Genomic DNA, 17,887 nt, shown 5'->3' on the forward strand with positions numbered 1-17,887 from the left:
CGAACGAAACCGAGCCGGCACCCTCACCATCACCACCCCCACCGGCTACAGCAAAGACACCGACGAACCACCCTTCTAACGTACGCCGGCCCGAAAGGAGTGCGGGGTGCGTCGATACGACGCACGCATCGAGTGGGGTCGGCGGCCGCGGGTATCCTCGTGAGCGATGAGCAAGCAAGACGGCAGCGGGCGTCAGGTCACCGACGACACCGTCGATGACTCGGGAGCGAGCATCCTGCACGTCGACATGGATGCGTTCTTCGCGTCGGTCGAGCTGCTGAGTCGCCCCGAGCTGCGTGGCACACCGGTGATCGTCGGAGGAACCGGCCCGCGTGCGGTGGTCGCCGCGGCGAACTACGAGGCCCGGCGCTATGGGGTGAACTCAGCGATGCCGATGTCGGTCGCGCTGCGGCGTTGCCCGAGCGCGACCGTGCTGCCTGTCAACGGTCGACTCTACGGCGATTACTCGCGGCGGGTCATGGCCATCTTCGAGGGGATGACGCCCCTCGTCGAGAAACTCTCGATCGACGAGGCGTTCCTTGATGTCTCGGGCGCCCGGCGCCTGCACGGCAGCTCCCGGCAGATCGCCGCGCGCATCCGCGAGAGGGTGCATGCAGAGACAGGGCTCACCTGCTCGGTCGGGGTTGCGGCCACCAAGTTCGTCGCCAAGGTCGCCTCCTCGAAGGCCAAGCCCGACGGCCTGCTCGTGATTCCGGCCGCCGAGACGCTTCAGTTCCTTCATCCGTTGCCGGTGAGTGCACTCTGGGGCGTCGGTCCCTCCACCGAGCAGACTCTGGCGCGGCTCGGCCTGTCCCGCATCGGAGACATCGCCGCGACGCCGTTCGACGTGCTGCAGAACGCGCTCGGCGAGGCACTCGCCTCCCGGCTGTACGACCTCTCGAACGGGATCGACGCACGGAGCGTCTCGACCAGGCGCGAAGAGAAGAGCGTGGGGCAGGAGACCACCTTCAGTTACGACGTGACCGACGAGGCCGAGATCCGGCGGGTGCTGCTGCGCCAGGCCGATGACGTGGCCGCGCGCTTGCGGTCGGGCGGTCTCGTGGGCCGCACCGTGTCGCTGAAAGTCCGCTACACCGACTTCACGACCCTGACGAAGTCGCGCACGCTCGCGGAACCGACCAACGTGGGCCGGCGCATCTACGACGAGGCGCTGGCGGCCTGGCACGCCTCGGGGGCGGCGGGGCGGCGCATCCGGCTGATCGGCGTGCGCATGGAACAGCTCGGCGAGGCAGGGTCGGCGCTTTCCCTGTGGGACCCCGACGAGGGCTGGCGGGATGCCGACGCCGCCCGTGACGAGATCGCCGCCCGCTTCGGTCGTGATGCCCTGCGACCGGCGACCCTGCTGAAGCGCCCCACAGCCGACTGAGCTGCGCAAGGCCTATCGCCCGCAATACCGGCAGGGTAGCGTGAGGCTCATGACGAACCTTGTTGCACAGCTGGCCGACTCGGCCAAGGACTTCGGCGTACAGGCCGCCTATGGAGACCCGGTCGATCTTGGGGGTTCCACGATCATTCCCGTCGCCCTCGTCTGGTACGGGTTCGGCGGCGGCAGCGTCGACGACGCCACGGGGGACTCGAAGCTCGCCACGCTCAAGGGCGTCGGCTCGGGCGGCGGTGGCGGCGGTTACTCCGTTCCGATCGGCGCGTACATCAGCCGGGGGAGCGACACGCGCTTCGAGCCGAACGTGATCGCGTTGCTGACCGTCGGCATCCCGTTCGTCTGGTCGGTCGGCTGGTCGCTGCGCAAGGTGATCCGCGCGCTCAAGCACTAGGGCTCGCGGCCGCGGTGCGCGCCGCCGCAGAGCTATAATCGAGCCAACACGGGAGTCCGGTGAGCCGGGCTGAGAGGAAGGTTCTCAACCTTCGACCGTCGAACCTGATCTGGATCATGCCAGCGCAGGGAGGCTGAACATCTCAATACCCGTGCCTCTTTCCGACCGATGAAAGGGCACGACAGTGCAGAACAGCAATACATCCGCGCAGGCGGCAGGCGCACCCTCCCGCTCGTCTCTCCGATTCCGCTGGCGCGTCGTCGACATCGTCGTCGCGAGCGTGATCGGTGTGGCATCCGGCATCATCTTCTGGGCGTGGGGTCTGGCGTGGACGCCGCTCTCGACGGCGCTCGCCTTCACCCCAGGTTTGGAGGGTCTGCTCTCGGGCGGTTGGCTGTTCGCGGCCGTGCTCGGCGGCCTCGTCGTGCGCAAGCCCGGCGCGGCGGTCTACACCGAGATCGTGGCGGCGGTCGTCTCCATGCTCATCGGCACCCAATGGGGTTTCAGCACCTTCATCTGGGGTGTTGTCGAGGGCCTGGGTGCTGAGATCGTGTTCGCGATCTTCCTCTACCGCAGCTTCAACTTCGGCGTCGCGCTGCTGGCCGGAGCCGGCGCCGGTGTGGCGGTCGGGTTGCTCGACACGACGTTCACGAGCTATGCGGCGCTCGAGGTGCCGTTCAAGCTCGTCTACTTCTTCTCGTCAGTGGCCTCGGGTGTCGTGCTCGCCGGCGGGGGCTCCTGGCTCGCGATGAAGGCACTCGCATCGTCGGGCGCGCTGCAACGGTTCGCCGCAGGGCGCCAGGCGCGTGTGGTCGAGGAGCAGGCCTGACCGTGGCCGGCGCTCGGGTGAGGGCCGACGGATGGGGCTGGCGCCACGCGGGCCGGCTCTCGTGGGCCGTCTCCGAGCTCGACCTCGTCATCGAGCCGGGCGAGCGCGTGCTGCTGCTCGGTTCGTCGGGGGCGGGCAAGAGCACGCTGCTCGCCGCCCTGGCCGGTGTTCTCGGAGGCGACGACGAGGGGGAGGAGCGCGGTCGCCTGAGCGTCGACGGTGCAGACCCGCGCGCGATGCACGGTCGAGCCGGACTCGTGCTCCAGGACCCGGATTCACAGGTCGTTCTGGCCCGTGTCGGCGATGACGTGGCCTTCGGCTGCGAGAACCTCGGGGTGCCCCGCGAGCAGATCTGGCAGCGGGTGCGCGAGTCACTCGCAGCGGTCGGCCTGCCGCCCCAGCTGGATCGGCCGACCTCCATGTTGTCGGGCGGGCAGAAGCAGCGCTTGGCCCTCGCAGGAGTGCTGGCGATGCGACCGGGGCTCCTCCTCCTCGATGAGCCGACGGCGAACCTCGATCCACAGGGCGTGCTCGAGGTTCGGGATGCGGTCGTGCGAGGGGCCGCGGCGACGAACGCCACGCTCGTGGTCGTCGAGCACCACGTCGAGGCGTGGGCGGACCACGTGGATCGGGTCGTCGTGCTCTCCGACACCGGCGGCCTTCTCGCCGATGGCGCTCCTGAGGAGGTGCTGCAACGCACCGCGGATGTGCTCGCGGATGCCGGGGTCTGGGTTCCCAGCCGGCCACCGGCGCTTCCGGCGCGGCACCCGCGACGCGGGACCGAGCCGCTCCTCGAGGCGACGGACCTTGCCGTCGGGCGCACGCCGTTCGCCAGCCGTCGAGCCGTCGTCGCGGCGCACGACCTGCGCTTCACTCTGTCGGCCGGTCGCGCTCTCGCCGTGACCGGGGCCAATGGCTCGGGCAAGTCGACCCTGGCGCTGACCGTCTCCGGCCTGCTGCCGCCGGTTGCAGGACGGCTTGAGGCACTGCCGGCGCTGTCGAGGGGCCGCGGCACCCAACCGCATCGCTGGCGCGCGCGAGCGCTCGCCCAGCGTGTCGGCACGGTCTTCCAGGACCCCGAGCACCAGTTCCTCACGGCGACCGTGCGCGCCGAGCTTCACGCGAGCGTCGCCGTCGCGGCTGATGCCGACGCTGCCGGCCGCCGCGCCGACGAACTGCTCGAGGCGCTCGGGCTCGGGCGTCTCGCTGGGGCGAATCCCTTCACGCTCTCGGGCGGTCAGAAGCGGCGGCTCTCGGTCGCCACGGCGCTCGTCGCCGCTCCGCAGTTGCTCGTGCTCGATGAGCCGACCTTCGGGCAGGACGCCCGCACCTGGGCCGTTCTCGCTCGACTGCTCGCGGAGCTCATCGACGAGGGCGCGGCGCTGCTGATGGTGACGCACGACGGCATGCTCGTCGATGCACTCGCCGACGACCGGTTGGTTCTGGTCTCTGAGGCGGAGATGGCCAGCCGATGAGCCTCGTGGCCCCGAGCATCCGACCCAGCACTGCCGCACGGCTGAACCCCGTGGCGAAGCTCATCGCCGCCCTGCTCATCAGCCTCACTCTGCTCGCCTCCATCGACATCGTCTCCGCCGCGGTCGCTCTGTTGCTGGAGGCCGCGCTCCTGCCCTTCGCGGGCCTCGCTCCCCGGCAGTTCTGGCTGCGGACGCTCCCGCTCTGGATCGCGGCGCCGCTTGCGGCCGTGACGACAGTCCTCTACGGCGCGGACTCCGGAGCGGTGCTGGCGCAGTGGGGATTCGTGAGCGTGACCGAGGGATCGCTCGCGCTCGGGGTCGCCATCATGCTGCGCGTTCTGGCGATCGGCTTGCCGGGCATCGTTCTGCTCGCCACGACCGATCCGACCCTGCTGGCCGACGGTCTCGCCCAAGTCCTGCGATTGCCGGCCCGGTTCGTGCTGGGTGCGTTGGCGGGACTACGGCTTGCGGGCCTGGCCATCGAGGACTGGCGCTCGCTCACGCTCGCCAGACGTGCCCGCGGCTCGGAAGTGCGTGGCCCACTGCGGTTCGCGGGCCAGGCGTTCGCCCTGCTCGTGATCTCGGTGAGACGGGGAAGCAAGCTCGCGACCGCCATGGAGGCACGCGGCTTCGGTTCCTCGCAGCCGCGCACCTGGGCCCGTCCTTCGTCGTTCGGAGTGCCGGAGGCCGCGCTGATCGCGACGGGTGCGCTCATCTGCGTGTGTGCCGTCTGGGCCGCCGTTGCTGCCGGAACGTGGAGCTTCATCCTTGCCTGAGGGGATCGGCGGGCCGCGGCGTCGAGCATCCGTGTTCGTCGACGGAAGCCGTCTCACTTTGTCGTCTGGAGCACCGGGCGACTAGCGTTGGGAGCATGGCTACCCCAGAAGCGCAGAATTCCGTCTACGTCGCCGAGTTCATCGACGGTCCTCTCGAGGGCGAGGTGGAGTCGCGGGTGCTCATCGACGGTGCCTACGAGAAGCGGCTGGCGATGTTCGCTGCGATCGAGGGCCTGGAGTCGACGTTCTGGTACGACGCGATCGACGAGCGCGAGGTCAACGACGAGGTGCACGTGCGCTATCGCTTCGATGCCGGTGACTCCGACTCGCCCGTCTCGAGCGAAGAGCCCGGCGAGCGCTGAGGCGCCCCTCAGCCCTTCGACAGGCTCAAGGAACGGCTTCGCTGGGTCGTTCGTGTCCTGTTCGCTGAGCTTGTCGAAGCGTGGTGACCTGCCCTCGGCCTCCGGATCGTCGGTTTCCCTTCGACAGGCTCAGGGAACAACTTCTCGAGTTCGCTCACGCCCTGTTTGCTGAGCTTGTCGAAGCGTGGTGACCTGATCGCGGTCCCGGCTCCGTCGGGTTCCCTTCGACAGGCTCAGGGAACGGCTTCTCGAGGTCGCTCGCGTCCGGTTCGCTGAGCTTGTCGAAGCGTGGTGACCCGTCCGCGGTCCCAGCATCGTCGGGTTCCCTTCGACAGGCTCAGCGAACGGCTTCTCGACGTCGTACGCGTCCTGTTCGCTGAGCTTGTCGAAGCGTCGTGACCAGTCCGCGGTCCCAGCATCGTCGGGTTCCCTTCGACTGGCTCAGGGAACGGCTTCTCGAGGTCGCTCACGCCCTGGCTCAGGGAACGGCCTTCTACTTGTTCGCAGCGATGAGCGCCTTGATCATCGGAATCGGATGCAGCAGCCGCCACCCGAGACCAGGGTCGCCGATCGGTGCATCGAGTTCGAGCGGTATCGAGGTGCCCGCCGCTTTCACATGACCGACGAGGTCGCCTCGTGGTGCGGTGCTGAAGGCGTCGAGAGAGACCTGACGAGCGGCGCCGGTGTCGGTCGGCGCTGCCTGCCATGCCGGACGCGTCACCGCTACACGTGCGACTCCGTCGGCGCTCTGCCCCCAGTCCGAGCGGAAACGCGCGTAACTCGTTCCCCGGGCCACGACATCCACCGGCGCGACGCCTGGGGCCGCGGCAGCGGTGAACGCCTTCACATCGGCGTCCAGAGTGTCGTAGTCGGGTTCCCGCAGGAACGCTCCGGCGACCTGCACCGTGTCGGGGGCCTGACCGAGGGTCGCGGTGAAGAGCAGGCAGACACCGGCGGCATCCGTGAAGCTGCGCGAGATGACCGAGATGCCGGCATCGCTCAGGTAGTCGGTCGTGCTCGATACTCCTCGGCCGCCCACAAGACTCGTGGCGGGATTCGCCAGGATCTCCGACAGCGTGGGCTGTTGGGCGACGAGAGCCCCGAGCCGTGCGGCGTCCGCCGCGGTTCCGATGCTGCCCTCGTCCAGGCCCGTGGCGTCGGCCATGTGCATGGAGGCCAGCCCCTTCGCGGCGAGCCAGGTGTTCGCCGCGTCGACGTAGGCGTCCACCGAGCCGAACGCCCAGCGCGCGAGTGTGTCGGCGTGGTTGTTGCTCGAGCCGAGCAGCACCGCCTGCAGGAGCTCCCGCTCGGTCCAGGTCTCGCCGACGAAGACGGGAACGCTGCGGGCGTCTTCGTTGGTGTACCGGATGTAGTCCGCGTAGTCCTCGTTCGAGATGGTCACGGCAGGACCGGTGCGCCCGACGTCGATGGGCTTGGCGTCGATGACGACGAGTGCCGCGACGATCTTCGCGAGCCCCGCGACGGGCACCGGATCGGCGATGCCGGTGGTGGCGACCGGCGCGCCGGCTCCGACGATCATCACGGAACTGGCCCCCTCGACCGGCAACACGGGAGGAGCAACGGCCACCGCATCCTGAGCGCCCTCGAGAACCTCCGCGTGAACCGGCGGAAGCGGTGCCAGCAGGGTGACCGGCCCATAGACGCCGGCCCCGAGGATCACGACGGTCCCGACGAGGATTCCGACGAGGCGACCGGGGGAGGGCATGGCATCAGGCTAACCCGGCGGATGCCCGGGCCCCGACGCGGCACGCTCGGTCAGTCCCAGCCCAGTTCGTGAAGGCGCTCGTCGTCGATTCCGTAGAAGTGGGCGATCTCGTGCACGAGGGTCACGTGGATCTCGTCGCGCAACTCCTGCTCGTCGTCGCAGAGCGCGAGCAAGGGCTCTCGGTACAGGATGACGCGGTCGGGCATCTCGCCGAAGCCGTAGCGATCGCGCTCGGTCAGGGCGACGCCGTCATAGACGCCGAGCAGGTCGAGGCTGCCGTCTTCGGGCCGGTCTTCCACGACGAAGACCACGTTCTCGAGACCGTCCACCATGTCGTCGGGCAGGAGGTCGAGCTCATCGACCACGAGGCGTTCGAACGACTCCGGATCCATCGTGAGCGGCATCGGTACTCCGGGTCGTGTCAGGGCGTGAGAGGCCGGCGGGCCGGAGGGGCAGCCTGCTCGCCCCTTCGTGCAGAAGCCGGATGCGGCGCACGGCGCCGGGGCTACACTAGCCCCAATTCGGCGCCGGCCGCGGGAGTGGTGATGCCAGAGCGAGTGTGCGATCAATGCGGAACCGTCAATGAGGAATCCGCGGAATTCTGTCGCGTCTGCGACGCCTACCTGCTGTGGGACGATCCATCGCCCGCATCGGGCGTCGCGCCGCCGATGCGTCCCGTGAACGTGAAGGCGGAGGGCCACACGGCAGCCATCGCCGACGAGGCTCCGGAATCGGCCGCGGTTCCGAACGCGGGGGATCCCGCCGATGGCGCGAGTGCCGCGTCGAATGCGTCCCCGACAGTGACAGTGACGCAGACGGATGCGCCAGTAGCATCCCCGGCGCCGGATCGTGCCACGGTCGCCGCCCCGAAGCTCACCCTGCCCCAGAACGACCTCGTGCTCGATGAGACGGGGAGCGTGCGCGTCGAGATCGGTGTTCACAACGCGTCCGCCATCGTCGACGGGTTCGCACTCGTGCAGACCGCCGTGCCGGAGTGGCTGCGCGTGGACGCGGAGAGTGCGCACCTCATGCCCGGCCAGGACGGCATCCTTCCCTTCTCGCTCTCGATCGTGGCGGGAGCCTTCGTTCCCGCCCAGAGGGCGCTGATGGAGTTCGCGGTGCGGTCCGACGCCGACGAGTCGGTGCTGGTGCCTGCGCCGCTCGCCCTCGTCGTACCGCCATCCGGTCCGCTTCCCGTACTCGCGGCGCGCCCGAACCTCGTGCGACTGCGTGACGAGACGGCCGGGTCGATCGCGCTGCGAATCGACAACCGCGTCGCCAATCATCCGCGCAGCTTCGTCTTGTCGGGTTCGGATCCCGAGGGCGCGGTCCAGGTCGGCTTCGCTCCGGAGTCGATCACGGCGCCTGCGGGTGGTGCCGGTGATGCGGTGCTGCACTTCGCCGTGCCCCGTGTGGACCCCGGCACCGAGCTGACCCGTCAGCTGACGATCACGGCGACGGGCCAGGAGGGCGCCGTCACGACGCTCATCACGCTGATCCAACACGCCTCGCCGGCGCCAGTCGAGGTACCCGTGCAGGCCAGGTTGGCGCCCAGCCAGCTGAGGGTGACGGATGCCGACACGGCCGACTTCGATGTCGTCGTCGACAACCGGGCTTCGCAGAGTGCGGCGAATCTGGCTGTCGCCGCTCGGGATCCCGAGAATGCGCTGGCGTTCGCATTCACGCCCACCCGTATCACGGTCGCACCGGGACAGGTCGGGATGGTGCGCGGCCGGGTGCGCGCGGCTCGGGTGCCGCCCGGGCAGGTGATCTCGCATCCGTTCACGGTCGTGCTCTCTGACGGCGTGCGTGACGTGGAAGCGGCAGGCGTGATGGAGCTGGCGGCCAGCGCTGCGCCGATCACGACCGCGGTTCTCCGGGTGACGCCGCGCGCGCTCTCACTGGCCGGTGACCGCCACGGCGAATTCTCGATCGAGGTCGACAACACCCGCAGTGATCACGAGCTGAGGGTGAGTCTCACCGGACATGACGACGCGGGCGCGGTGGGTTTCTCGTTCTCTCCGCCGGGACTGGCCATCGCGCCGCGCTCGATCGGGGTGTCGCGCCTCTCCATCGCGAGCCCACGACCGCCAACCGGGCAGACCGCGATCCGTCAGCTGCGCATCGAGGCCACCGATGGACAGCAGAGCGTCGGAGAATCGGCGACCGTCTCGCAATCGGCCTCCGACCGTCGCCCGATCGCTCGCGTCATCTTCGTGTTGCTCGGCGGCGCCCTCGTGATCATCGGCGCGCTCCTGCCCTGGGTGGCCGGGCTGCCGAACTTCCTGCCGTCGTTCGACTGGCTCGTCGCACTCGTGCGGATGCCGCCGACCGGCATCGACATCAACGACCCGTTCCAGATGCTGCAGCTCGGGCAGCCGCCGGTGCGCCTGCTCGTCATCATCCTCGCCGTGTTCATGCTGTTCGGGCTGAATGGAAAGGCGGGAGGGCTCACTCGCAAGTGCGCCATCCTGATCGTGCTCGTCAGCGTCGCCTACCTCGTGGTGACGGCGATCATGACGACGACGGCCGGCGTCGACGTGGGGCTGATCGCCGTGTGGATCGGCGCGATCCTGGGTTACGTGGGGGGAGTGCTCTCGCACGCACGCTCGTGACGGCAGGTTCCCTGCGAAGGCCGGAAGGGCGGGTCCCTGCGAAGCGGGAAGGCCCGGTCCCTGAGCTTGTCGAAGGGCCGGGACCTGAGGCTGGGAGCGTCGCTTCGACAGGCTCAGCGGGCAACGGTATTGGGGTGAGTAACGGGGCTTGAACCCGCGACCTCCCGGTCTGCAGAGCACCACAACCAGGCGCTCGTATTGGGGTGAGTAACGGGGCTTGAACCCGCGACCTCCTGGACCACAACCAGGCGCTCTACCAACTGAGCTATACCCACCATGTGCTTGCTTTCGCCGCAGAAGGCGAAAAAGGCAACGAGAAGAGTGTATTACACCCCGGAGGTGAACTCCGACACGACCGCGGCGGCCGTCGCCTGCGCCTGCTCGGAGGTGGGGCCGGGATCGGGAACGAAGAGTGCCCGGCGGTAGTACTCCAGCTCGCGGATGGACTCGAGGATGTCGGCGAGGGCGCGGTGTCCGCCGGCCTTCGCGGGCGCATTGAAGTAGACCCGCGGGTACCACCGGCGCGCGAGTTCCTTGATCGAGGAGACGTCGACCACCCGGTAGTGCAGGTGGCCGTCCAGACGCGGCATGAAAGCGGCCAGGAAGGACCGATCCGTGCCGATGCTGTTTCCGGCGAGCGGCGCCTTCTGTTCGGCGGGAACGTGTCGCAGAACGTACTCGAGCGCCTGGTACTCGGCCTCGGCGACACTCACACCGTTCGGGATCTCCTCGATCAGCCCGGACTCGGTGTGCATGTTCCGTACGAAGTCGCCCATGTTCTCGAGCGCCGAGTCGTCGGGCTTGATCACGATGCTGATGCCGTCGTCGAGCGGCTTCAGGTCGAAGTCCGTGACCACGATCGCGATCTCGACGAGTTCGTCGACGCTGAGGTCGAGCCCGGTCATCTCGCAGTCGATCCAGACCAGTCGGTCGGCGCCATTCGTCATGACTGCGATTCTATGGCCGTCCGGCGACACCGCCGGCCCGGTGCCTAGACTGACAGCGTGAAGTTCGAGCTCTACACGTCTGCCTTCTGCGAGCCGTGCATGCAGACCCGAGCCGTGGTCGCCGAGGCGGCACGATTGGTTCCGGATGCCGCGGTGCGCGAGCTCGATGTGGCGCGCGACAGCGATGCGGCTGCCGCAGAGAGCATCCGTTCCACGCCCACGGTGATCGTGCGCGATGCGGCCGGCGTCGAGGTGTTCCGCGCGGAAGGCGTGCCCACGTTGGCTCAGGTGCTCGTCGCGGCCGCGAAGGCCGTGTAGAGGGGGCCGAAGCCGCCCTGCGGTATCGTTGGGACGCCCGCCCCCGTAGCTCAGCGGATAGAGCAGGAGCCTTCTAATCTCTTGGTCGCAGGTTCGATTCCTGCCGGGGGCACGCCGCGCTCTCATCCCTCTTCGGCGATGAACGGATCCCCATCCCCAGGCTGGCGCGCCGCATCCGGTGCTCGCTTGTGCAGGGCGAGGCCGATGAGCGGGAACAACAGCACCGACAGCATGCCGGCGCCCACGAGCGCCGCGGCGGTTCCGGTGGTCAGGTCGCCCTCCTCGACGCCGATGCCGGTCACGGCGACGATGATCGGCAGTCCCGTCGCGCCCAGAAGAGCCATCGATGAACGGTCTGGCCAGGCGGATCCACTCGGCGTGGCGAGGGTGCTGGGAAGACCACGCACCACGAGCAGCAGCAGGAGGAAGATCGGCAGGAGTAACAGCGCACGCGCATCCGTCACGAGGGCGTTCAGGTCGAAGGTGAGGCCCGTGTTGATGAAGAAGATCGGCACGAGGAACCCGTAGCCGACGGCCTCGAGCTTGGACTCCACGTCGACCACGTCCTTCTCGGGCGCGCCGCTCAGCAGAAGGCGGTAGAGCACGCCAGCGGCGAACGCGCCGAGAAGCATGTCGAGGCCGAGGGCGATGCTCAACGCCACCAGGCCGAGCAGCACGAACATGACGAGTCGCACGGCGAACTGGCCGCTCGTGTGCAACGTCACCGTGATGATCGCATGCAGACGCTTGCCGGCTCCGCGTGCCGCCAGGAGGATGCCCGCACCGGCGATCACGGCGAAGCCGATCAGCACGAGTGCGGCGTGAAGCGGCGTGCGCCCGCTGAGGAACAGGGAGATGGCCAGCAAGGGTCCGAACTCGCCGACGGCGCCGACCGCGAGCACTGCCGTTCCGAACGGCGAGTGCAACTCGCCGGCGTCGCGCAGCACGGGCATGAGCGTGCCGAGTGCGGTCGATGTGAGAGCGACGCCGATGAAGACGCCGGCGCCGATGGTAGGGGCGAACAGGATGCCGATGCTCACGCCGGCGACGAGCGAGATCAGCCATCCGAGGGCAGCGCGTTTCAGCGGACGGCCGCGCACCGCGGCGAAGTCGATCTCGTTGCCCGCGAGGAAGAACAGCATCGCCAAGCCGAACTGGGCCAGGAGCTCCACGGCGTCATCCGAGTGGGCCCAGCCGAGAACCGCGGGGCCGAGAACCAGGCCGAGCACGATCTCGAAGACCACGAGGGGGATCTTCACGACCCGACCGAGCAGCGAGGCGATCAGTGGCGCCGCCACGGCGATCAACGGTACGAGCACGAGGGTGGCGACCGAGACGTCCATGCCGTCATTCTGGCCCCAACGCTGACGGTTGCTCAGTTCGCGCGCCGAGGGTGGGCGGCGAGGCGATAGATTCGATGGATGCGAGAGCTTCAGGCACAGATCATCAGTGAGTTGAACGTCGCCGCCTCGATCGATCCCGAGGCCGAGGTGCAGCGACGCGTCGGGTTCCTCACCCGCTACCTGAGGGCATCCGGAGCCGCCGGCTTCGTTCTCGGCATCAGCGGAGGGCAGGACTCCACCCTCGCGGGTCGGCTCTGCCAGCTGGCCGTCGAGCGCTTGTCGGAGGACGGAGTGGATGCGACCTTCGTCGCCATGCGGCTGCCCTACAACGTGCAGGCCGACGAGGAAGACGCCCAGCTCGCACTTGGCTTCATCGCGCCCGCGCGCCGGGCGACGTACAACATCCGTGACAGTGTCGACGCGTTCACCGAGGAGTACGCGGATGCCCTCGACGAGCGCATGACGGACTTCGTGAAGGGCAACGTGAAGGCGCGTGCCCGCATGATCGCGCAGTACTCGGTGGCCGGCCAGCACAGGCTGCTCGTGGTCGGCACCGACCACGCGGCGGAGGCTGTGACCGGCTTCTTCACGAAGTTCGGCGACGGGGGCGCCGACATCCTGCCGCTGTCCGGCCTCACCAAGTCGCAGGGAGCGGCGCTGCTGCGGCACTTGGGAGCTCCGGAACGGCTGTGGAAGAAGGCGCCGACCGCCGACTTGCTCGACGACGTACCGGGCCAGACCGACGAGGCGAACCTCGGCCTCACCTATGTCGACATCGATGCCTTCCTCGAAGGACGCCCCGTGAGCGACGAGGTGGCCGACGCCATCGAGGCCCGCTTCCTGGCCACCCAGCACAAGAGGCAGAACCCGGTGACGCCGTCGGACACGTGGTGGCAGCCGACGGGCGCATCCGCCAGTCGTTCCTGAGACCGCCCGGCCGCGTATTCGCGCGCAACGAAAGAGGGCCCTCGATCACGAGGGCCCTCTTTCGCGCGTGCAGCCGCGCGAGTTCAGACGCCGGTCGGCGCCGTCTCGTCCGAGACGCGCCGGTTGGGCAGGCCGGAGACGTCGTCGAGCAGGCGCTGCGTCTCGGGGCTGGGCTGGGAATCGACGCGGGGAGCGCTGTAGGCGGCCGACTCGATCTTCGGCTCGGTGAAATGCTGGCGGTGCTGCTCGGCGACCCAGGCATCCTGCTCGGCGAGCATCTGCTTCTCGGCGGTCGTGTTCATCGCCTTCCACCGCTCGAGGTCGTTCTGGAAGAGCTTGCGCGCCCGTGCCGGGCGGTTCTGCCAGTCCAGCAGCCGGTCGCGGAACTCGGCGACCGCGGGCTCCAGCTCATAGCCGAAGGTCGCCGAGGCACGCTTCATCTCGTGAAGCTGGTGGGCGGCCCAGTCGGCTGCCACGGCGGCTCCGCGGATGGGCAGCATGCGCACGCGGATGTCGGCCTCGCCTACGGCGCGGTCGGCGAGCACCTGCTCCTGCGGTGTGAGGCTGTTCCAGACGGAGGCCTCGGTTGCCGCGTCGATGAGGGCGGCGATGGCCGTCGCCTTGATCTCGCGGTCGCGCTGGTCGATGAGTCGTCGCACGGAGCCGCGAGCGACCCAGGCGGCGAGGAGTCCGGACAGCACAATGGCCACCATGAGAACCACGGCCGTGAAGACGGCCGGGCGGGCGCTTGTCGAGAAGAGCCAGTCACTGAAGTCGTTGAACCACTGCATGTGGCGCACTTTACCTTCGGGTACGCGCGATACGGGGACCGCGCGCGGCGTGCCCGAACCTCGCTTCCCAACGCTTCAGGCGAAGCTCTCCGCCGCGGCCTGGGCGTTCCAGAAACTGCCGAGTTCACGGCTGCGCGCGCCGCCGAGACTCTGTCGTGCGATGTAGGACTCGGATGCGCTCGCCCGCTCGATGTGGCCGCGCACGGAGCCGGAGGCATTGGCTACGCGCCACAGTCCGGGCCGCACCGCGTGGAACACGAGTCCGGGCACGCGCGCATCCAGCTGCGTCGCGGGGGAGAACGTTGCGGATGTACTCACCATGGCTCCTCTCGTGCGGCCGGCCCCGCGTGATGTGCGAGGCCGGCGGTCGGCCTCGCACATCACGGTAGGGTCGCCCACCGACATCGGGAGCGTGAGGTCGCCTCAGCGATCGGTGCCGTGAACGGCGTACGGTTCGATCGCGTCGATCTCGTCCTGCGTGAGGGCGCCGGCATCCAGCGCCGCCACGTTCTGCTCCAGTTGCGCGACGCTGGACGCGCCGATGAGGGCGCTCGTGACAGCGGGCTGACGCAGCACCCACGCGAGCGCGAGCTGCGCGAGGCTCTGCCCCCGGTTGGCGGCGATCTCGTTGAGAGCGCGGGCCCGTTCGAGGTAGGTGGCGCTGATGCTGTCCTCGGAGAGGAAGCGGCTCGTCGCGGCGCGGGAGTCGGCGGGAACGCGCCCGTCGAGGTAGCGATCGGTCAGCAGGCCCTGCGAGAGCGGCGAGAACACGATGCTGCCCATGCCGAGTTCATCGAGCACCGGGAAGAGCCCGTCCTCGATGTGCCGGTCGAACATCGAGTACCGCGGCTGATGGATGAGCAGGGGAACCTTGTGCTCCGCGATGGCGGCAGCAGCGGCGCGTGTCTGGTCGGGATCGTAGTTCGAGATGCCCACGTAGAGCGCCTTGCCCTGATGCACCGCCGACGCGAGGGCTCCCATCGTCTCTTCGATCGGCGTCTCCGGGTCGGGACGGTGGGAGTAGAAGATGTCGACGTAGTCCAGGCCCATGCGACCCAGGCTCGCGTCGAGCGAGGAGAGGAGGTACTTGCGGGAGCCGAAATCTCCGTAGGGACCGGGCCACATGTCGTACCCGGCCTTCGTCGAGATGATCAGCTCATCGCGGTAGGGACGGAAGTCCTCGGCGAAGACCCGCCCGAAGTTCGTCTCTGCTGACCCGGGCGGGGGGCCGTAGTTGTTGGCGAGGTCGAAATGCGTGACACCGAGGTCGAAGGCCCGGCGAAGGATGGCGCGCTGCACGTCGATTGAGCGCTCGTGGCCGAAGTTGTGCCAGAGTCCGAGCGAGAGGGCGGGCAGCTTGAGGCCGCTGCGGCCCGTGCGGCGGTAATTCATGGTGTCGTAGCGTTCCGGAATGGCGACGTAGGTCATATCGCTACTCTATGGCGCAGCATCCGCGAGCCTTCGGGCGTCCTTCCCAGCAGGCCTTCGCCGCAGCCGCCTCCACAGGTGATGGCGTGCCGTCGCCGGGCCCGCGGGAAGCCCGCATCGTGGAAAGGCGGCCCCGCGCCCTGGGCACGAGCGGCGCGGGGCTGTCCTCCCGCCCGTCACGCACAGGCAAGGGAGCGCCCGTAGACTTCTTCGCGGGCCGCTTCGTCGGCCGGGTGGACGAGCGAAGCGAAGGGCGAAGCGTGCGGACTGCAACTGGGGGGCGGGCGATCGCGCTCGCGCTGATCACCGCCGTCGCGCTCACCGCCTGCACCGGCTCGCCGGCCCCGAAGCCCTCGCACACGGCATCGTCGACTCCCGCGAGCGCGCCGGCCACCCCCACCCCCGCGCCGGAGCCGACGCTGGCGCCGAAGCTGTCGGCCGGCGAGAACCTGGCCTACTTCGATCTCGTCAACAATCGGGTGATCGCAGCGAACAACGCGGCCGGTGGCCGCGACTTCGTCGATGCCCTCGTGGCCGGCGGATTCGACAAGACGGCCATGCAGGTCACTCCCGATCGCACCGCCGTCGACCTCGCGGCGGATTCGGTGCAGTTCTCGGTGCTGTTCAACGGCCAATGCCTCATCGGCCAGTACGGACCGGCATCGGGTGGCTATCACAGCATCGTGGCGGCCCCGACGGGTCAGGGCACCTGCCTCGTGGGCACCACGCGACCGATCGACTGGTAGTTCTCCGGTCCGGATGCCGCCCTACTGAGGGGGCGGGCCCGGCCTCCCCGTAGACTTATGGGCGATATGGCCGAATACATCTATTCCATGGTCCGCGCCCGCAAGGCTGTCGGCGACAAGCTCATTCTCGACGACGTCACGATGGCGTTCCTGCCGGGCGCCAAGATCGGTGTCGTCGGCCCCAACGGTGCCGGCAAGTCCACGATCCTGAAGATCATGGCCGGGCTCGACACGCCGTCCAACGGCGAGGCGAAGCTGAGCCCCGGGTACAGCGTCGGCATCCTCATGCAGGAGCCGGAGCTCGACGAGAACAAGACGGTTCTCGAGAACGTGCAGGAGGGTCTCGGCGAGATCAAGGTCAAGGTCGACCGCTTCAACGAGATCTCCGCCCTCATGGCCGAGCCCGACGCCGACTTCGACGCGCTGCTCGCCGAGATGGGCACCCTGCAGGAGGACATCGACCACGCGGATGCCTGGGACCTCGACTCCCAGCTCGAGCAGGCGATGGACGCGCTGCGCTGCCCCCCGAGCGACGAGAAGGTGGAGCACCTCTCCGGAGGTGAGAAGCGCCGCGTCGCGCTCTGCAAGCTGCTGCTGCAGAAGCCCGACCTGCTGCTGCTCGACGAGCCCACGAACCACCTCGATGCCGAGAGCGTGCAGTGGCTCGAGCAACACCTCTCCAAGTACCACGGCGCCGTTCTCGCCGTCACCCACGACCGGTACTTCCTCGACCACGTCGCGGAATGGATCGCCGAGGTCGACCGCGGCCGCCTCTACCCCTACGAGGGCAACTACTCCACCTACCTCGAGAAGAAGCGCGAGCGCCTCGAGGTTCAGGGCAAGAAGGATGCCAAGCTCGCCCGCCGCCTGAGCGAGGAACTGGACTGGGTGCGCTCCAACTCGAAGGGTCGCCAGGCCAAGTCGAAGGCTCGCCTGGCCCGCTACGAGGAGATGGTGCAGGAGTCGGAGCGCACGCGCAAGCTCGACTTCGAGGAGATCCAGATTCCGCCGGGCCCGCGCCTGGGCTCGCTCGTGCTCGAGGTCAAGAACCTCGACAAGGGCTTCGGCGACCGCACGCTCATCGACGGCCTCAGCTTCTCCCTTCCCCGCAACGGCATCGTCGGCATCATCGGTCCCAACGGCGTCGGAAAGACGACCCTGTTCAAGACCATCGTGGGGCTCGAGCCCGCCGACAGCGGTGAGGTGAAGATCGGCGAGACCGTCGAGATCTCCTACGTCGACCAGACCCGCGGCGGCATCGACCCCAAGAAGACGCTGTGGGAGGTCGTCAGCGACGGCCTTGACTACATCCAGGTCGGCAAGACCGAGGTGCCCTCGCGCGCCTACGTATCGACGTTCGGGTTCAAGGGGCCCGACCAGCAGAAGCCGGCCGGCGTGCTCTCGGGTGGAGAGCGCAACCGGCTGAACCTCGCGCTCACGCTGAAGCAGGGCGGCAACCTGCTGCTGCTCGACGAGCCCACGAACGACCTCGATGTCGAGACGCTCTCGAGCCTCGAGAACGCACTGCTCGAGTTCCCCGGCTGCGCCGTGGTCATCACCCACGACCGCTGGTTCCTCGACCGCATCGCCACGCACATCCTCAGCTACGAGGGCACAGAGGAGAACCCGGCGAACTGGTACTGGTTCGAGGGCAACTTCGAGGCGTACGAGGCCAACAAGGTCGAGCGCCTCGGACCGGATGCGGCGAAGCCCTCGCGCTCGACGTACCGCAAGCTCACCCGCGACTAGGTGTACCCGGCCATGAGGTTGGTGGCGTTTCGGGCTTGACGTGAGGAGAACCTCCGGGGAGC

The 17,887-nt window shown here is 68.5% G+C and carries 18 protein-coding genes, 2 tRNA genes and 1 riboswitch; of the genes, 12 read left to right on the forward strand and 8 right to left on the reverse strand.

Features of this window, described 5'->3' with window-relative positions:
- Positions 1-166 precede the first annotated feature (166 nt).
- From WDJ51_RS07155 to WDJ51_RS07180, 6 genes are all read left to right on the forward strand, one after another.
- The gene (locus WDJ51_RS07155; RefSeq protein WP_337851752.1) at positions 167-1,387 is read left to right on the forward strand and encodes a DNA polymerase IV; all 1,221 of its coding nucleotides are present in this window, start codon (positions 167-169) and stop codon (positions 1,385-1,387) included.
- Between the two features lie 49 nt (positions 1,388-1,436).
- Positions 1,437-1,793, forward strand: coding sequence for a hypothetical protein (locus WDJ51_RS07160; protein WP_337851753.1), 357 nt, complete (start codon positions 1,437-1,439; stop codon positions 1,791-1,793).
- Positions 1,794-1,831: 38 nt separating this feature from the next.
- Positions 1,832-1,942, forward strand: a riboswitch (TPP riboswitch).
- 35 nt (positions 1,943-1,977) lie between these two features.
- The gene (locus tag WDJ51_RS07165; protein WP_337851754.1) at positions 1,978-2,622 is read left to right on the forward strand and encodes an ECF transporter S component; all 645 of its coding nucleotides are present in this window, start codon (positions 1,978-1,980) and stop codon (positions 2,620-2,622) included.
- A 2-nt stretch (positions 2,623-2,624) separates the two neighbouring features.
- The gene (locus tag WDJ51_RS07170; RefSeq protein ID WP_337851755.1) at positions 2,625-4,097 is read left to right on the forward strand and encodes an ABC transporter ATP-binding protein; all 1,473 of its coding nucleotides are present in this window, start codon (positions 2,625-2,627) and stop codon (positions 4,095-4,097) included.
- Positions 4,094-4,873 carry an energy-coupling factor transporter transmembrane component T family protein gene (locus WDJ51_RS07175; RefSeq protein ID WP_337851756.1) on the forward strand — a complete coding sequence of 260 codons (780 nt, stop codon included), beginning with the start codon at positions 4,094-4,096 and terminating at the stop codon, positions 4,871-4,873. The genes WDJ51_RS07170 and WDJ51_RS07175 overlap by 4 nt, the downstream gene beginning before the upstream one ends.
- Before the next feature lie 95 nt (positions 4,874-4,968).
- Entirely contained in the window at positions 4,969-5,235 is a 267-nt protein-coding gene (locus tag WDJ51_RS07180; protein ID WP_337851757.1) for a hypothetical protein, read from the forward strand.
- 493 nt (positions 5,236-5,728) lie between these two features.
- Here WDJ51_RS07180 and WDJ51_RS07185 read toward each other — a convergent pair whose 3' ends face one another.
- The gene (locus WDJ51_RS07185; protein ID WP_337851758.1) at positions 5,729-6,961 is read right to left on the reverse strand and encodes a D-alanyl-D-alanine carboxypeptidase family protein; all 1,233 of its coding nucleotides are present in this window, start codon (positions 6,959-6,961) and stop codon (positions 5,729-5,731) included.
- 50 nt (positions 6,962-7,011) lie between these two features.
- Positions 7,012-7,365: a metallopeptidase family protein gene (locus WDJ51_RS07190; protein WP_337851759.1), complete on the reverse strand. Its 354-nt coding sequence runs from the start codon at positions 7,363-7,365 to the stop codon at positions 7,012-7,014.
- A 273-nt stretch (positions 7,366-7,638) separates the two neighbouring features.
- Between WDJ51_RS07190 and WDJ51_RS07195 the strand changes: the two genes are divergently transcribed.
- Positions 7,639-9,576: a COG1470 family protein gene (locus tag WDJ51_RS07195; protein WP_337851760.1), complete on the forward strand. Its 1,938-nt coding sequence runs from the start codon at positions 7,639-7,641 to the stop codon at positions 9,574-9,576.
- 199 nt (positions 9,577-9,775) lie between these two features.
- Here the strand turns inward: WDJ51_RS07195 and WDJ51_RS07200 are convergent.
- A tRNA-His gene (locus tag WDJ51_RS07200) sits at positions 9,776-9,851 on the reverse strand.
- Between the two features lie 51 nt (positions 9,852-9,902).
- Entirely contained in the window at positions 9,903-10,523 is a 621-nt protein-coding gene (gene orn / locus WDJ51_RS07205; RefSeq protein WP_337851761.1) for an oligoribonuclease, read from the reverse strand.
- A gap of 57 nt (positions 10,524-10,580) precedes the next feature.
- On the opposite strand from orn, the gene WDJ51_RS07210 reads away from it, so the two are divergent.
- Both WDJ51_RS07210 and WDJ51_RS07215 read left to right on the forward strand, forming a co-directional pair.
- Positions 10,581-10,841: a thioredoxin family protein gene (locus WDJ51_RS07210; RefSeq protein WP_337851762.1), complete on the forward strand. Its 261-nt coding sequence runs from the start codon at positions 10,581-10,583 to the stop codon at positions 10,839-10,841.
- A gap of 39 nt (positions 10,842-10,880) precedes the next feature.
- Positions 10,881-10,953 (forward strand) — tRNA-Arg (locus tag WDJ51_RS07215).
- A gap of 10 nt (positions 10,954-10,963) precedes the next feature.
- Here WDJ51_RS07215 and WDJ51_RS07220 read toward each other — a convergent pair.
- Positions 10,964-12,184, reverse strand: coding sequence for a cation:proton antiporter (locus WDJ51_RS07220; RefSeq protein WP_337851763.1), 1,221 nt, complete (start codon positions 12,182-12,184; stop codon positions 10,964-10,966).
- A gap of 78 nt (positions 12,185-12,262) precedes the next feature.
- Here WDJ51_RS07220 and nadE point away from each other — a divergent pair, with 78 nt between their 5' ends.
- On the forward strand, positions 12,263-13,111 hold the full coding sequence (gene nadE / locus WDJ51_RS07225; protein WP_337851764.1) for an ammonia-dependent NAD(+) synthetase: 849 nt from the start codon (positions 12,263-12,265) through the stop codon (positions 13,109-13,111).
- Between the two features lie 83 nt (positions 13,112-13,194).
- Here the strand turns inward: nadE and WDJ51_RS07230 are convergent, their stop codons facing one another.
- The 3 genes from WDJ51_RS07230 to mgrA form a co-directional block, all read right to left on the reverse strand.
- The gene (locus WDJ51_RS07230) at positions 13,195-13,902 is read right to left on the reverse strand and encodes a hypothetical protein (protein ID WP_337851765.1); all 708 of its coding nucleotides are present in this window, start codon (positions 13,900-13,902) and stop codon (positions 13,195-13,197) included.
- 75 nt (positions 13,903-13,977) lie between these two features.
- Entirely contained in the window at positions 13,978-14,220 is a 243-nt protein-coding gene (locus tag WDJ51_RS07235) for a hypothetical protein (protein WP_337851766.1), read from the reverse strand.
- A gap of 105 nt (positions 14,221-14,325) precedes the next feature.
- On the reverse strand, positions 14,326-15,330 hold the full coding sequence (gene mgrA / locus WDJ51_RS07240; protein WP_337851767.1) for an L-glyceraldehyde 3-phosphate reductase: 1,005 nt from the start codon (positions 15,328-15,330) through the stop codon (positions 14,326-14,328).
- A gap of 260 nt (positions 15,331-15,590) precedes the next feature.
- On the opposite strand from mgrA, the gene WDJ51_RS07245 reads away from it, so the two are divergent.
- Both WDJ51_RS07245 and ettA read left to right on the forward strand, forming a co-directional pair.
- Positions 15,591-16,076 (forward strand): DUF6993 domain-containing protein, encoded by a 486-nt coding sequence (locus WDJ51_RS07245; protein ID WP_337851768.1) that lies wholly within the window; start codon positions 15,591-15,593, stop codon positions 16,074-16,076.
- A gap of 66 nt (positions 16,077-16,142) precedes the next feature.
- On the forward strand, positions 16,143-17,825 hold the full coding sequence (gene ettA, locus WDJ51_RS07250; RefSeq protein WP_337851769.1) for an energy-dependent translational throttle protein EttA: 1,683 nt from the start codon (positions 16,143-16,145) through the stop codon (positions 17,823-17,825).
- The last annotated feature ends 62 nt before the right edge of the window (positions 17,826-17,887 follow it).

The organism is Rathayibacter sp. YIM 133350 (assembly GCF_037404875.1).
In the GTDB taxonomy this organism is placed as follows: Bacteria; Actinomycetota; Actinomycetes; order Actinomycetales; family Microbacteriaceae; genus Orlajensenia.

Bases quoted from the DNA above. Each gene is read 5' to 3' on its own strand.
- WDJ51_RS07155 (WP_337851752.1), top strand. From the start codon at position 167: ATGAGCAAGCAAGACGGCAGCGGGCGTCAGGTCACCGACGACACCGTC.
- WDJ51_RS07160 (WP_337851753.1), top strand. From the start codon at position 1,437: ATGACGAACCTTGTTGCACAGCTGGCCGACTCGGCCAAGGACTTCGGC.
- WDJ51_RS07175 (WP_337851756.1), top strand. From the start codon at position 4,094: ATGAGCCTCGTGGCCCCGAGCATCCGACCCAGCACTGCCGCACGGCTG.
- WDJ51_RS07180 (WP_337851757.1), top strand. From the start codon at position 4,969: ATGGCTACCCCAGAAGCGCAGAATTCCGTCTACGTCGCCGAGTTCATC.
- WDJ51_RS07185 (WP_337851758.1), bottom strand. From the start codon at position 6,961: ATGCCCTCCCCCGGTCGCCTCGTCGGAATCCTCGTCGGGACCGTCGTG.
- WDJ51_RS07190 (WP_337851759.1), bottom strand. From the start codon at position 7,365: ATGCCGCTCACGATGGATCCGGAGTCGTTCGAACGCCTCGTGGTCGAT.
- orn (WP_337851761.1), bottom strand. From the start codon at position 10,523: ATGACGAATGGCGCCGACCGACTGGTCTGGATCGACTGCGAGATGACC.
- WDJ51_RS07220 (WP_337851763.1), bottom strand. From the start codon at position 12,184: ATGGACGTCTCGGTCGCCACCCTCGTGCTCGTACCGTTGATCGCCGTG.
- nadE (WP_337851764.1), top strand. From the start codon at position 12,263: ATGCGAGAGCTTCAGGCACAGATCATCAGTGAGTTGAACGTCGCCGCC.
- WDJ51_RS07230 (WP_337851765.1), bottom strand. From the start codon at position 13,902: ATGCAGTGGTTCAACGACTTCAGTGACTGGCTCTTCTCGACAAGCGCC.
- mgrA (WP_337851767.1), bottom strand. From the start codon at position 15,330: ATGACCTACGTCGCCATTCCGGAACGCTACGACACCATGAATTACCGC.
- ettA (WP_337851769.1), top strand. From the start codon at position 16,143: ATGGCCGAATACATCTATTCCATGGTCCGCGCCCGCAAGGCTGTCGGC.